This is a genomic window from Pseudomonas sp. PDM24 (assembly GCF_019218905.1).
In the GTDB taxonomy this organism is placed as follows: Bacteria; Pseudomonadota; Gammaproteobacteria; order Pseudomonadales; family Pseudomonadaceae; genus Aquipseudomonas.
Map to the genome: position 1 here is coordinate 270656 of NZ_JAHUWR010000004.1, position 13423 is coordinate 284078.

10 protein-coding genes and 2 pseudogenes are annotated in these 13423 nt (G+C 59.5%); 6 read left to right on the top strand and 6 right to left on the bottom strand.

The genetic code is table 11. The annotated features are described in order from the left end of the window. Positions 1 to 165 precede the first annotated feature (165 nt). Positions 166 to 936, top strand: coding sequence for a ParA family protein (locus KW837_RS15845; RefSeq protein ID WP_123499893.1), 771 nt, complete (start codon positions 166 to 168; stop codon positions 934 to 936). Positions 937 to 1069: 133 nt separating this feature from the next. On the opposite strand, the gene trxC is transcribed toward KW837_RS15845, so the two are convergent. Beyond that, positions 1070 to 1504, bottom strand: a complete 435-nt coding sequence (trxC, locus tag KW837_RS15850; RefSeq protein ID WP_218397084.1) for a thioredoxin TrxC — start codon at positions 1502 to 1504, stop codon at positions 1070 to 1072. A 215-nt stretch (positions 1505 to 1719) separates the two neighbouring features. On the opposite strand from trxC, the gene KW837_RS15855 reads away from it, so the two are divergent. Further along, the gene (locus tag KW837_RS15855; RefSeq protein WP_218397086.1) at positions 1720 to 1938 is read left to right on the top strand and encodes a hypothetical protein; all 219 of its coding nucleotides are present in this window, start codon (positions 1720 to 1722) and stop codon (positions 1936 to 1938) included. Between the two features lie 16 nt (positions 1939 to 1954). On the opposite strand, the gene selO is transcribed toward KW837_RS15855, so the two are convergent. The 5 genes and pseudogenes from selO to KW837_RS29100 form a co-directional block, all read right to left on the bottom strand. Then, a complete protein-coding gene (gene selO, locus KW837_RS15860) occupies positions 1955 to 3418 on the bottom strand; it encodes a protein adenylyltransferase SelO (protein WP_218397089.1) in 1464 nt (487 codons plus the stop codon). Between the two features lie 48 nt (positions 3419 to 3466). Next, complete coding sequence (gene mscK / locus KW837_RS15865) at positions 3467 to 6817, bottom strand: mechanosensitive channel MscK (RefSeq protein WP_218397091.1); 3351 nt, start codon at positions 6815 to 6817, stop codon at positions 3467 to 3469. Positions 6818 to 6851: 34 nt separating this feature from the next. Beyond that, complete coding sequence (locus tag KW837_RS15870) at positions 6852 to 8594, bottom strand: potassium/proton antiporter (RefSeq protein ID WP_007903190.1); 1743 nt, start codon at positions 8592 to 8594, stop codon at positions 6852 to 6854. Between the two features lie 256 nt (positions 8595 to 8850). Further along, positions 8851 to 9723, bottom strand: coding sequence for a methyl-accepting chemotaxis protein (locus KW837_RS29095; RefSeq protein WP_371317140.1), 873 nt, complete (start codon positions 9721 to 9723; stop codon positions 8851 to 8853). Next, a pseudogene (locus KW837_RS29100) lies at positions 9706 to 10542 on the bottom strand (MCP four helix bundle domain-containing protein); the annotation flags it as partial. The pseudogene KW837_RS29100 and the gene KW837_RS29095, both read right to left, overlap by 18 nt. Positions 10543 to 10751: 209 nt before the next feature. Here KW837_RS29100 and KW837_RS15880 point away from each other — a divergent pair. The 4 genes and pseudogenes from KW837_RS15880 to KW837_RS29110 all read left to right on the top strand — a co-directional run bounded on the left by KW837_RS15880 (position 10752) and on the right by KW837_RS29110 (position 13330). Continuing rightward, complete coding sequence (locus KW837_RS15880; RefSeq protein ID WP_007903194.1) at positions 10752 to 10982, top strand: hypothetical protein; 231 nt, start codon at positions 10752 to 10754, stop codon at positions 10980 to 10982. Further along, positions 10979 to 11281 (top strand): cell division protein ZapA, encoded by a 303-nt coding sequence (locus tag KW837_RS15885; protein WP_007903196.1) that lies wholly within the window; start codon positions 10979 to 10981, stop codon positions 11279 to 11281. The genes KW837_RS15880 and KW837_RS15885 overlap by 4 nt, the downstream gene beginning before the upstream one ends. 261 nt (positions 11282 to 11542) lie before the next feature. Then, positions 11543 to 12415, top strand: a pseudogene (locus tag KW837_RS29105) (cache domain-containing protein); the annotation flags it as partial. Between the two features lie 207 nt (positions 12416 to 12622). Then, the gene (locus tag KW837_RS29110; protein ID WP_371317141.1) at positions 12623 to 13330 is read left to right on the top strand and encodes a methyl-accepting chemotaxis protein; all 708 of its coding nucleotides are present in this window, start codon (positions 12623 to 12625) and stop codon (positions 13328 to 13330) included. Positions 13331 to 13423: the final 93 nt, after the last annotated feature.

The following is a 13423-nucleotide window of genomic DNA, read 5'->3' on the forward strand; positions in this document are numbered from 1 at the left end:
TTGCGCCGGACATGTCTGTCAGCTCTATCTACTGTCGATGGGCGAGTTGGCGGCGTTTTCCGATGGAAATTACCCATGACTGTGTAGTCCCGATGCCAGCGAGGTAGCTAAGCAGCGCCGTGGACTACTACACTCGGTCATTCTTTGATACACGGAGGTTTTGACATGCGGCGCGTGGTGTTCAATCAGAAAGGTGGCGTGGGCAAGTCAAGTATTGCCTGCAATCTGGCGGCGGTCAGCGCCAGCGAAGGCTATCGCACGCTGTTGGTGGATCTCGATGCCCAGGCCAACTCCACTCAATACCTGACGGGACTCACCGGTGACGATATCCCGATGGGGATCGCTGACTTCTTCAAGCAGACTCTGTCTTCCGGGCCGTTCTCGAAGAAAAACCAGGTCGATATTTACGAAACTCCATTCGACAACCTTCACGTCGTTACCGCCACCGCCGAGCTGGCTGACTTGCAGCCCAAGCTTGAGGCCAAGCACAAGATCAACAAGCTGCGAAAATTGCTCGAGGAACTGGACGGCGATTACGACCGAATCTACCTCGATACACCGCCAGCGCTGAATTTCTATGCTGTGTCGGCGTTGATCGCCGCTGATCGTGTGCTGATTCCCTTCGATTGCGACAGTTTCTCGCGTCAGGCGCTATATGGCCTGCTGGCGGAAATCGAAGAATTGAAGGAGGACCACAACGAAGGGCTGGAGGTTGAAGGCATTGTCGTCAACCAGTTCCAGGCCCGCGCCAGTTTGCCTCAGCAAATCCTCGATGAATTGATCGCCGAAGGGCTACCGGTGTTGCCGGTGTACCTGGCCAGTTCGGTGCGGATGCGCGAATCCCATCAGGCCAACACGCCGCTGATCCACCTCGACCCGCGGCACAAACTGACTCTGCAATTTGTCGATCTGCACAACCTTCTGGAAAATGCCTGAGTCGCTGTTGTTGGCGCAGAACCCATGTGGGAGCGGGCTTGCTCGCGAAGAGGTCATAACAGTCAACGTCATCGCTGATTGATAGACCGCTTTCGCGAGCAAGCCCGCTCCCACATTTGGCATCGTGTTGTATTCAAATCCCCTGACTACGCAACCAGCTCATCAACTGCGGTAACGGGAAGGCCCCGCTCTGGCGAGCCACTTCCCGGCCGTTCTTGAACAGAATCAGGCTCGGGATCGAGCGAATCCCCAACTGCGCCGACAATTGCTGATTCGCCTCGCTGTCCAGCTTGGCCAGCCGACACTTGCCCGCCAACTGCCCCGCCGCCTGCGCGAACACCGGCGCAAACGACTTGCATGGCCCGCACCAGTCCGCCCACACATCCACCAGCAATGGCAGGTCGCCCTTGATCTGACTGGCGTAATCGCCTTGTTTCAATTCGAACGGTTTGTTCAGCAAGACCTCGGCCTTGCAGCGACCGCATTTGGGATGATCGTTGAGGCGCTCGGCGGGGATGCGGTTCAGACCGTTGCAGTGGGGGCAGGGGATGAGGAGTGGGTCGGTCATGATCAGGTTCCGGATGAGTAGGCAATCTGTGGCACGGATCTGGAGTCGGAAATGATGTTTATCAAGACAGAAGTTTGTAGGCAATAACCTTCCTTGGTTAGAGATACACCCTACGAGTGCTGGTGCCCCCGACTGATTGGCTGCGAGCGGTTCAACTCTTAGTCTTGAACCCTATTTTCACGCAGCAAGATCGAAGCGCCAAATAGGGGCAAATAATGAGCGATATCGTCAAGCAAGCAGTCGAATACTGGCCATCTGTAGCCTGGCTATTAAAACGACCTGAATCGGAAGCTGAGTACAACCTGCTGGCTGAGTCGCGGTATGCATTGCTAGCAATGATGAGCGGTGAGGAATTACATCCATTGGAAAACCTAGTAGAGATCATAGGCGACCACATCGAAGCCTATGACCATGAGCGCCGGCCGTCTGAATAATCGGTGTCGTTCAGCCTCACGACGAACAACTGATCTCCAGATGCTTGCCCCACTCCGGCGGCCGTTCGGCGTAGCGCTCCATTCCAGGCTGCTCCTCGAACGGATTGCTCAATACCGCGTGCAAACGACGAGCTTCTGAGTAGTCGCCACTTTCCGCCGCATCGATGGCTTTCTGTGCCAAATAATTGCGCAGGATGTAAAGCGGATTGACCGCATGCATGCGCGTGCGGCGCTGTTCCTGGTCAACCACGCCTTCACGGGCAACCCGGGCGATGTAAAGCTCGCCCCACGCATCGAAACCCTTGAGGTCGACGAAGTCATCGCGTAAACGGGCGAGGGCCTGCTCCGGTGATTCGTCGCCGAGGCGACGGAAGAACAGGCTGTAGTCGACGCCGCTGTTCTGCATCAGTTGCAGCAGGTGTTCCAGCAGTTTCTGGTCGTCGTCTTCGGCAGTGGTTAGACCGAGACGGCGGCGCATCAGGTCCAGGTAGTGGGCCTGGAACAGTGGCAGGTACAGGCCGAGGGTTTCGCGCAGGGCTTCGACGCTGATGAACGGCGTCAGGGCTTGGGCGAGGGCGCTGAGGTTCCACTGGCCGATCGGCACCTGGTTGCTGAAGGAGTAACGGCCCTGGTCATCGGAGTGGTTGCAGATGAAGTGGGCGTCGAAGTCGTCGAGGAAGGCGAACGGGCCGAAGTCGAAGGTGATGCCCAGGATCGACATGTTGTCAGTGTTCATCACGCCGTGGCAGAAACCATAGGCCTGCCATTTGGCGATCAGCTCGGCGTTGCGCTCGACGATTTCGCGGAACATCGCCAGGTACGGTTCCGGCTGTTCCAGGCAGTGCGGGAAATGCATGGCCAGCACGTGCTCGCCGAGTTCTTTCTGTTGCTCGGGGCGCTTGGTGTAGTAGAAAAATTCGAAATGCCCGAAGCGCACATGGCTGGGTGCCAAACGCAGGACCATGGCCGCGCGTTCCTGTTTCTCACGCCAGACCGGCGTGTCGGAGCCGATCACGCATAGCGCGCGAGTGGTGGGAATGTTCAGGGCATGCAGGGCTTCGGAGGCGAGAAATTCGCGGATCGACGAACGCAGCACCGCCCGTCCATCGCCCATGCGCGAATAAGGCGTCTGACCGGCGCCCTTGAGGTGCAGGTCCCAATGCTCGCCGGCGTTGTTATAGACCTCGCCCAGTAACAGGCCGCGACCGTCGCCCAACTGCGGGTTGTAGGAGCCGAACTGATGCCCGGAATAGACCATTGCCCGCGGCTCGGCCTCGGCCCAGAGCTTGTGGCCGCCGAAGAGTTCGGCGAATACCGGCGTCTCGGCCACGGCCGGGTCCAGGTCCAGCAACGCCATGGCGGCGGGGCTGGCGACCACCAGTCGCGGAGCGGCGATGGGCTCGGGCAGCACATGGGTTGAGAACGCATCGCCCAGGCGGGCGAAGCGATTGTCGAAGGTCAGTTCGTCGAGGGCTTTCAACGGCCATCTCCAGCAGAATGTCCGAGCATTCTGCTAGGGATAGCGCGGTTAGTCGAGTTCGACAGGTGGCGGTTCGCGCCGCGGTTTGCTGTCGACCACCGGCACGATGGTTTTGGCTTCCGGCTCGATCGGTACCATCTTGTATTCCTGGCCGTGAAGGTTCTTGAGGTAGACCTCCATCTGCCGGAACGAGATGTTGATGTGCTGCTTCTTGAACTCGCGATTGATGAAGCGGTTGACCTCATCGAGCACCGGGTTGCGGTCGCCGAGGTCGCGCACATGCATACGCAACTCGTGGTCGAGGGTGCTTTCGCCGAAGTTCAGGAAATACACGTGGGGTTCCGGATCCTTCAGCACGCGCGGGTTATCCCGGGCAGCCTTGAGCAGCAGCTCTTTCACCAGGTCCAGGTCCGAGCCGTAGTCGACGCCGAGCTTGAGGGTTACCCGGGTGATGGTGTCGGTCAGGGACCAGTTGATCAGTTGCCCGGTGATGAACGTCTTGTTCGGGACGATGATGTCCTTGCGGTCGAAGTCGGTAATGGTCGTGGCGCGGATGCGGATCTTGCTCACCGTGCCCGACAGGTTGCCGATGGTGATGGTGTCGCCGATCCGCACCGGGCGTTCGAACAGGATCATGATGCCGGAGATGAAGTTGGCGAAGATCTCCTGCATCCCGAAACCGAGGCCGACCGACAGTGCGGCCACCAGCCATTGCAATTTGTCCCAACTCACGCCGAGCGTGGACAGGGTCGAGACGAAACCGACGCCGGCAATCACATAGGACAGCAGCGTGGTCGTGGCGTAGGAACTGCCTTGGGCCAGGTTCAGCTTCGACAGCACAAACACTTCCAGCAAGCCCGGCAGGTTGCGCGCCAGCGCAAAGGTGATGCCGATGATGATCAACGCGCCGAGCATGTCGCCGATGCTGATCGGCACCATGCTCATGTTGGCGCCGGTGCCGCTGGTGTATTCGTAAAGAGTGATGTTGTCCAGGTACGAGAACACCGAAATCAGGTCCGACCAGACCCAATACAGCGCCGCGATGAAACCGCCGAGCAGGGCCAGGCGAATCAGGCGCAGGGACTGCTCGTTGACCTTCTCGATGTCCAGAGTCGGCTCTTCGATCACCGCTTCGCCGTCGCCGGCCTCTTTGGCGGCCTGACGTTTGGCCAGGGCGCGTTGATAGGCCAGGCGCCGTGCCGCAACGCTGAGACCACGGACGAAGGTCGCTTCGATCACCAGCCAGAACATCAGCAAGTACAGCGTGTTGATCAACCGGTCGCTGAGTTTCAGCGCGGTGTAGTAGTAGCCAAAGCACACGGCGACGAACAGCGCGATTGGCAGGGCTGTGAACAGAACACCTACGGCCTTGCGGAACAGTGAAGCGTTCTGGTGAGTCGGGCTGCTGACCAGCAGGCGACTGAGTAGCCAGGCCATCAAGGCGTAGCAAGTCAGCACCACCGGCATGCCGAGCACGTCATCGGCCAGTATCGCTGGTTGCAACTCGGCGACCGCCACCACCGCCACCAGGGCCATCACTACCAGGCCGAGTCGGCGTATCCAGCCTTGAAGGAATTCGACCTGAGGTTTTTCCCAGCGGAAATGCAATTCGGCGACGCCGCCCGGCGCGAGGATGCGGTAGGCGGTGTAGAACACCAGCCAGGCCTGGGCCATTTGCAGCAGCGCCGCGCCCATATTGGCGTTCTGTCCGCGAGCGTCGATCTGCAACGCCAGGCCGCACAAGGCCAAACCCAGGGATACCGGCATCGCCAGCAGGATGTTGATCAGAATCGCTTGCGGTGTGTGCCACTGGCTGTCGCGCTTGAAATGGCCGATATCCAGGTGGACTTTGTTCAGGCGGGCATACAGATTTTTTCGGCGCCACAGCAGCGCCCCGATCAGAAAGGCCAGCGGCAGGAACAGCAGCGGCCGCTGGGTCAGGCCATCGGTCAGCTCGCTCACGCTTGAGGCCCACGGCAGGGTAGTGACCTGACGTTCCAGGCGTTCCGGCACGGCGTGTATCCACTCAAGATCCAGCGGCTTGTTGCTGGGAATCCAGAACATTTGCTCATCCAGCGTCGCCCTTAGACTTTGCGCGGTGCTGAGCAGTTGTTTCTGATTGAGTTGCAACGTGATGGATTCGTTGAGCACAGCGCTCAATTCGCGATTCAAGCGCTCCAACAGGTCCGCACGGGTGGTGGCCAGTTCCAGCAGGCTCTTGCGCAGTTGCGGGGTAACTTGCTCGGGCGGTTGAGTCGCCAGCAGGTTGTCGACATAGGTTGTCGGGTTGCTGAGCAGCTCCCGCTGCTGGCTGACCTCAAACTGGTACAGGCGAATGTCGGCAATCTGATCCGCCAGGTCGCGGTCGAGCCTGAGACGCGGCAGGGCCTGTTTCTGTTTGTACAGAATCTTGGAGAGCAGCAGGCTGCCCTTGAGCACGTTGATCTGTTCGTCCAGCGCCGAGTCGCTCTGGGTCACGCTGTCCAGTTGCTGCTTGGTCTGCAGGTTCTGTTGGGTGACTTCATTGAGGCGGTCGGTGCTTTTGAGCAGGTAGTCGGAGAGCTTCAGGTTGGCCGCGCTTTCGGTGGCCAGCAGGCTGCTGCCACCGGCCTTCTGCGCTTCGATGGACTGCTGGGTGACGGTCTCTTGAGACTGGGCCAGGCGCTTCTGGTTGATCAGGGTTTGCAGTTCCTGGATCTCCTGATCCAGGCGATTGGATTTTTCCGTGAGCAGGTCATGCTGGCTGTTGCCCAAATCCTGCAACAGGCTGTTGCCGGCCAGTTCCTGGCGACGCAGCGGGATCAAGGCGTTCAGCGCCGCGAGTTCGGCGTTGAGCTGATCGCGTTGCTCGGCGGTCAAGGTCTTGCCGCTGTCCTTGCCGAGCTTGAGGATGTTGTTGATCTGCTGGATGCGTGTCTGGCTGGCAGATATTTCGGCCTGGGCGCGCTCGGGGCGAGTCTGGGCGGTGATGATCAGGCTGTTCGCTTCGGCCAGGGCTTTCTGCAGATCGCTTTGCTGGGTGGAGCGCTCGGTCAGCAATTGCTCAAGCTGCTGAATGGTCTCTTTGGTATAGCGTTGCGCCACCGGCACCACTTTGGTGGCCTTGAGGCGGGTCAGTTCGCGCTGGTTCTCGATGTTCTGCTTTGGCGCATTGGTCAGCTGCTGCTTGAGATCAATCAGCTTCTGATCGTAATCGCGCTGGTTGTTGAGCTGGGTGAGCGTGCTCTGCAAGACCGCTTGCAGGGCCTTTTGATCGGCTTCCGGCAGTTTGCGCTCGGCGATCTTGTCCAGGCTCGCCTGCACGGCTTCGCTGGACGGCGGTTCGGCGGCTTGCAGCGTGCTGATGGAAAGACTCAAGCCCAGCAGGGCCATGATGAAAAAGGTACGCAGAGTTGACATAAAGACCGATCGAAAACGAGACGAAGTGTGGAGTTTAGAGGAACAGGCCGGGGCCGGGGCGACTTCCTTCGGGGAATCTGACGCCTACCTTACCAATCTTGTTCCCTTCCATGACAGCGACGGTCCAGAGGGTGTTGTTCCATTCCACCTGGTCACCGACTACCGGCGCACCGCCTACTTTCTGGGCAATGAAGTGGCCCAGGGACATGTTCGGATCGATGCCTTCGACTTTCAACCCGTACAAGGCAGCAACCGCGCCCAACTGGGCGTCTCCTTCGAGTACGAAGTCGCCGAAGAAGCGCAAATCCAGCCCCCGTTGCGGAGCCTGACTGAAGAGTTTTCCGAGGGCCGGAAGGTTGTGTTCATGGCCGATGACGCAGAGCAAATCATCGACTTCGAGCACCGTACTACCCGACGGATGGAGCAGTTGTTGGCCACGAAACAGGGCCGCGATACGGGTACCTTCGGGCATTTTCAGCTCGCGAAGAGGGGATCCAATGCACCATTTCTCGGCACCGAGGCGATACACGAACAGCTCCCACTCGCTGGTGACATGCACTTCCAGCGCCGATCGGGAGATCGGCAAAGGCTCTGGCGGGACGGTCACTTTCAAAAGCTTGGCAACCCAGGGCAGGCTCGTGCCTTGCACCAGCAGCGACACCAGGACGATAAAGAACGCCAGATTGAAGTAGAGCTGAGCATTGGGCAGCCCCGCCATCAGCGGGAACACCGCCAGAATGATCGGTACGGCACCGCGCAGGCCAACCCAGGAAATGAATGCCTTTTCGCGGCCATGGAATGCCTTGAAGGGCAACAGGCCGACCAGCACTGACAGCGGGCGGGCAAACAGAATCATCCACAGCGCCAGGCCCAGTGCAGGCAAGGCAATCGGCAGCAGGTCATGGGGCGTAACCAACAGCCCCAGCACCAGGAACATGCCGATCTGCGCCAGCCAGGCCATGCCGTCGAGCATGTGCAAAATGCCGTGGCGACTGCGCACCGGGCGGTTGCCGATCACCAGGCCACACAGGTACACCGCCAAAAAGCCGCTGCCGTGCAGGGCGTTGGTCAGGGCAAACACCACCAGACCGCCAGCAATCACCAGAATCGGATAAAGGCCGGTGGCCAGATTGATACGGTTGACCAGTTGCAGCATGAGCCAACCACCGCCGAGGCCGATCACGCCGCCGATGCCGAACTCACGCACCAAATGCCCCAGCAGACTCCAGTGCAGGCCGGTTTCGCCGCTGGCGAGCATGTCGATCAGGGTCACGGTGAGGAACACCGCCATCGGATCGTTGCTGCCGGATTCGATTTCCAGGCTCGCGCTTACCCGTTCGTTCAGGCCCTTGCCGCCCAGCAGCGAGAACACGGCCGCGGCGTCGGTGGAGCCGACGATGGCGCCGATCAGCAGGCCCTGAATCATATTGAGGTCGAACAACCACGCCGCCGCCATTCCGGTCAGTCCAGTGGTAATCAATACCCCCACCGTGGCCAGCGACAGCGCCGGCCATAACGCCACGCGGAAACTCGCCACCCGGGTGCGCAAGCCGCCGTCGAGCAGGATCACTGCCAGGGCGAGGTTGCCGACCAGATAAGCGGTTGGATAGTTATCGAAAATAATGCCGGCACCGTCGACACCGGCCGACATGCCCACCGCGAGGATGATCACCAGAATCGGGATACCGAGGCGCGATGAAAGTGAGCTCACCAGAATGCTCGCACCTACCAGCAACGCGCCGATCAAGAACAGGCTGTTGATGGTCGTCGCATTCAAAGGCAGTACTCCAGAAAGCTAAAGGCGGGCACAAACTGACCATGCAGTCTGCGTGCCAGCGATTCTAACCTGTTGAAATGTGATGCTGTCAAAAAGCTTTTGCAGATCAAAAGATCGCAGCCTGCTGCAGCTCTTCGTAGGAGCGAGGCTTGCCCGCGAAGGCGGTGTGTCAGTCTCAATTTATGTCTACTGATACACCGCCTTCGCGGGCGAGCCTCGCTCCTACGAAGGCTGCGATCGTTTCGGCCTTACTCGGTTACAGGCTAAACCGCCCAACCATGTTGTTCAGGTCCAATGCCAGGCGCGACAGCTCGTTGCTGGCCGCGCTCGTCTGGTTGGCGCCCGTGGCCGATTGCACCGACAGGTCACGAATGTTCACCAGATTGCGGTCCACTTCACGGGCCACCTGTGCCTGCTCTTCGGCCGCGCTGGCGATCACCAGGTTGCGTTCGTTGATTTCGACGATGGCACTATTAATAGTGTCCAGCGACATGCCTGCACCACGGGCAATATTCAAGGTCGACTCGGCGCGCTCGGTGCTGTTGCGCATCGAATCCACGGCGTGTTCGGTGCCGCTCTGGATGCTGCCGATCATGCGTTCAATTTCGCTGGTCGACTGCTGGGTGCGATGGGCCAGGGCACGCACTTCGTCGGCAACGACTGCGAAACCACGACCGGCTTCACCGGCACGGGCTGCTTCGATGGCTGCGTTCAACGCCAGCAGGTTGGTCTGGTCCGCCAGACCGCGAATCACGTCCAGCACTTTGCCGATGTCTCGCGACTCGTTGGCCAGATCACCGATCAGGGTGGCGGTGCTCTGTACGTCGGCGCTCATGCGCTCGATGGCACTCACGGTTTCCTGCACCAGGTCACGACCGTCACCCGCCGACGTGGTGGCATTTTTCGAGGCTTCGGAGGTGCTCACGGCGTTGCGGGCGACTTCTTCCACGGCGCTGGTCATTTCATTGACGGCGGTGGCGGCCTGTTCGATTTCGTTGTTCTGCTGGGTCAGGCCACGGGCGCTTTCATCGGTGACGCTGTTGAGCTCTTCCGCGGCGGACGCCAGTTGCGTGGCCGAACCGGAAATCCGTTGCAGGGTGTCACGCAGTTTTTCCTGCATCTTCGCCATGGCGGCCAGCAGGCGACCGGCTTCGTCTTCACCGTCGACCGTGATCGGGCGCGTCAGGTTGCCTTCGGCGATTGCTTCGGCGGCGCTCAGGGCGTTGGCGATTGGCTTGGTGATGCTGTTGGTCAGCAGCCAGGCGAACAGCAGGGTCAGGCCGGTGGCGATGACCAGCAGGGTCACCGTCAGGTTGAAGGCCGAGGCGTATTGGTCGACGGCTTGCTGATTGGTGTCGAGGGTCTGCTGAGTGTTGATCTCCAGCAAACGGTTGAGCACGGAGTTGACGGCTTCAGAGTTCGTCAGCAAATCGGTATTGAGCAGCGTACGCAGTTCGTCGATCTGATTGTCGCGCGACAGGCTCTTCATCCGGTCTTCGATCTGGCGATACTGCCCCAGCAACTGCACATACTGATCATAGGCCGCACGTTCCTGCGGGCTGGCGATCAGTTTTTCGTAGACGGCTTGAGCCGATCGAATCTGCTGATTACGGGTTTCCAGCAGGTCCATGGTTTTCTGCTGGACGTCCGGCTCGCGGTTCACCAGCAAACGGTAAGACAGGACGCGCAGGCGCAAGGTCAGCTGAGTGAACTCGTCGAGGCTTTTGATGCTCGGTACGCTGTTCGAGGTGATTTCCTCGGCGGCGCCGCGAATCTTGCTCATCTGGTTCAGCGCGAACACTCCCAGAACCAGCATCAAGCTGCCAATCAAGGCAAAACCGAGGAACGCCCGCGGTGCGATATTCATATTTCGTAAAGACATGGTGTTCACCGAAAAGAGCGCATCCGTGCGGGGCTGAGACTGCTGTATGCATGGCTTATCGGTCATACGACTAAAGTCTTGAGACGCTGCGCGCTTTTGTCGCAGAAGGACCGCGGCGACGAAGTGCAGGAACCAGAGCCGCCAAACACAGTCTTTAAGACTCGCGAGGACGGTCGCCCGCCAGCAAAATCAAGGCCTTGCGCCCGAATAACCCTGGCGTCAATGGTGACTTTTCTTTATCGTACGCGCCCTTTGAAAATGCCCGGAAAATCAAAATGTTGGAAGCATCCCTAAGCCAATTGGAACAACTGGTCAGCGACCTGGTGCAGCAGAATCAGACTCTGCTCGGCACCAATCAATCCCTGAGCGCGGAACTGGCCCAGGTCAAGGATGAAAACGAAAGCCTGCAACTGAGCCTGATGGAACAGGAAGAGAAGCAAGGCGCCACCGCCGCACGCATTCAGGCCTTGGTTGAGCGCGTCAGCGCCGGCCCTGTCAGCGCATGAGTTACGGCGCCGCAGGGGTAAAAGTCGTCTCGATTCTGGGGGAAGACTATTCGATCAAGGCGCCGGCCGGGGAAGAGCAGACCCTGCTGGACGCCGCATTAATGTTGAAGGCCGCCCTGGCCGAGACCAAAAAGAAATACCCGACGCTGATCGGTGACCGCTTGCTGGTGCTGGCGGCGATGAATCTGTGCTCGCAGCAGATCGAAATGCAAAAGCGTCACCAGCAAGAACTCGACCGTTACCAAGAGCAAGTCAGCGCCACGGTTGAAGTGATCGCCAAGACAATCAATCAGGCCTGATCAGTTTGCGCACAACCAAAGAATAAATTGTCGCTTGAGTTGTATACAATCGGCATGGCTGTTGCAGTGTTTCAGCCTCTTATTCTTTGGGGGTGCTCCATGCAGTTCTGGCGACGCAGTATTCAATGGCAGTTGATCCTGAGCATGGGCACCGCCCTGCTGGTCAGTATTCTGATCGTGGTTGGCGTTTATACCCTCGTGGTCAACCGCCTCGCCCAGCGCTATCTGGTCGAACAAGCGCTGCCGTCGAGCATCGAAGCGATGCGCAACGACATCGAACGAATCCTCGTTCAACCTCTTACCGCCGCGAAAGACATCGCCAGTAACAGCATGGTGCGCGACTGGTTGGCCGGGGGCGAGAACAGCGCCCAGACCGACACCTTCGTGAACTATCTGGAAGGCATCCGCGCCGAACATAAAGTCTTTACCGCGCTGATTATCGGGGCCGCTTCAAGCCATTACTTCACTGAAAAAGGCCTCGACCGGACGCTCAGCCGTTCCAATCCCAACGACGCCTGGTTCTATTCGTTCCTCGACAGCAATCAGCCGCGCACCCTCAATATCGACAATGACACCGCCACCGGTGAGTTGGCGCTGTTCATCGACCTCAAGGTCGAGCAAGCCGGTAAGGTCGTGGGCGTCGCCGGGCTGGGCCTGAGCATGAAAGAGCTGTCGGAGCTGATCCAGAATTTCAACTTCGGTGAACGCGGCAAGGTCTATCTCGTGCGCGCCGACGGTTTGATCCAGATTCACCCCGAGACGCAGTTCAGCGGCAAACGCACGCTGGTCGAGCAGATCGGTGCCTCGGCGGCGCAAGCGGTCATGGGGCAGCTCTCTACCTCCACCGCGTTCGCCACCAGCAGTTTTGTCCGCGATGGCGAAGATTTTCTGGCATTGAGCCTGCCGCTGCGTGATCTGGGCTGGACCCTAGTGGCCGAAGTGCCGCAGTCGCAGATCTACGCCGAAGCCCGCCGCGCGATGTGGATGAGCAGTGGTATCGGCCTGGCGGTGGCACTGGTTTGCCTGATGCTGGTGGTGTTGCTGGCCCGTGGATTGGTACGGCCGATTCGTCAGGTAACAGCGGCGCTGGTAGCCATCGGTAGCGGTGGTGGAGATTTGACCCACAGGTTAGATTCCAGCCGCGCCGATGAACTCGGTGATCTGGCTCGCGGCTTCAATCGGTTCCTGGAGAGTCAGCGCGACATAATCGGCGAAGTCTTGGCCGCCAGTGAACGTTTGCGCACGGCGGTCGGCCAGGTGGCGCGGGTGGTGGATAACACGGCCGAACGCTCGGGCCGTCAGCAGGAAATGACCGACATGGTCGCCACCGCTGTCCACGAGATGGGCCTGACCGTACAGGAAATCGCGCAGAACGCTGGCAATGCAGCCGTCGCTTCGCAAACCGCGCGGGATGAAGCACTTCAGGCACGGGTAGTGGTGGGTGGGTCGATTCGGCATATCGAAAGCATGTCCGACGAGATTGGTATTGCTGCCGGTGCGGTGTGCGAGTTGGCCCATCAAGTGGCGTCCATCGATCAGGTGTTGGCGGTGATTCGCGGGATTTCCGAGCAAACCAACCTTTTGGCTTTGAATGCGGCCATCGAAGCGGCGCGGGCCGGGGACATGGGGCGCGGGTTTGCGGTGGTGGCCGATGAAGTGCGGACATTGGCGCGGCGGACTCAGTCGTCCACCGACGAGATTCAGCAGATGATCGGCAGCCTCAAGCAGGGCGCGGAGAATGCGGTGTCTTCCATGCACGCCGGGCAAGCGGCGACCGGCACCGGTGTTGAGTCGAGCCAGCGCACCGGGGCGTCGTTGACGGCAATTACCGGACAGGTCGAGCGCATCAGCGACATGAACCGTCAGGTGGCCACGGCGACGGAAGAGCAGTCGGCGGTGACGGAAGAGATCAACCGCAACGTCCAGGGGATCTCTGATTTGGCTCGAGCGACAGCGGAGGAAGTCAGGGCTTGTCGGGAAGACTGTCAGATGTTGCAGCGGTTGGCGGATGATTTGGCACGGCAGATGGGTGGGTTCAAGTTGAGCTGATAAATATATTGCCTGTACTGACGCCTTCGCGAGCAAGCCCGCTCCCACATTCGATCAACGGTGTTCATAAATAATATGTTCACCGCAGAACCA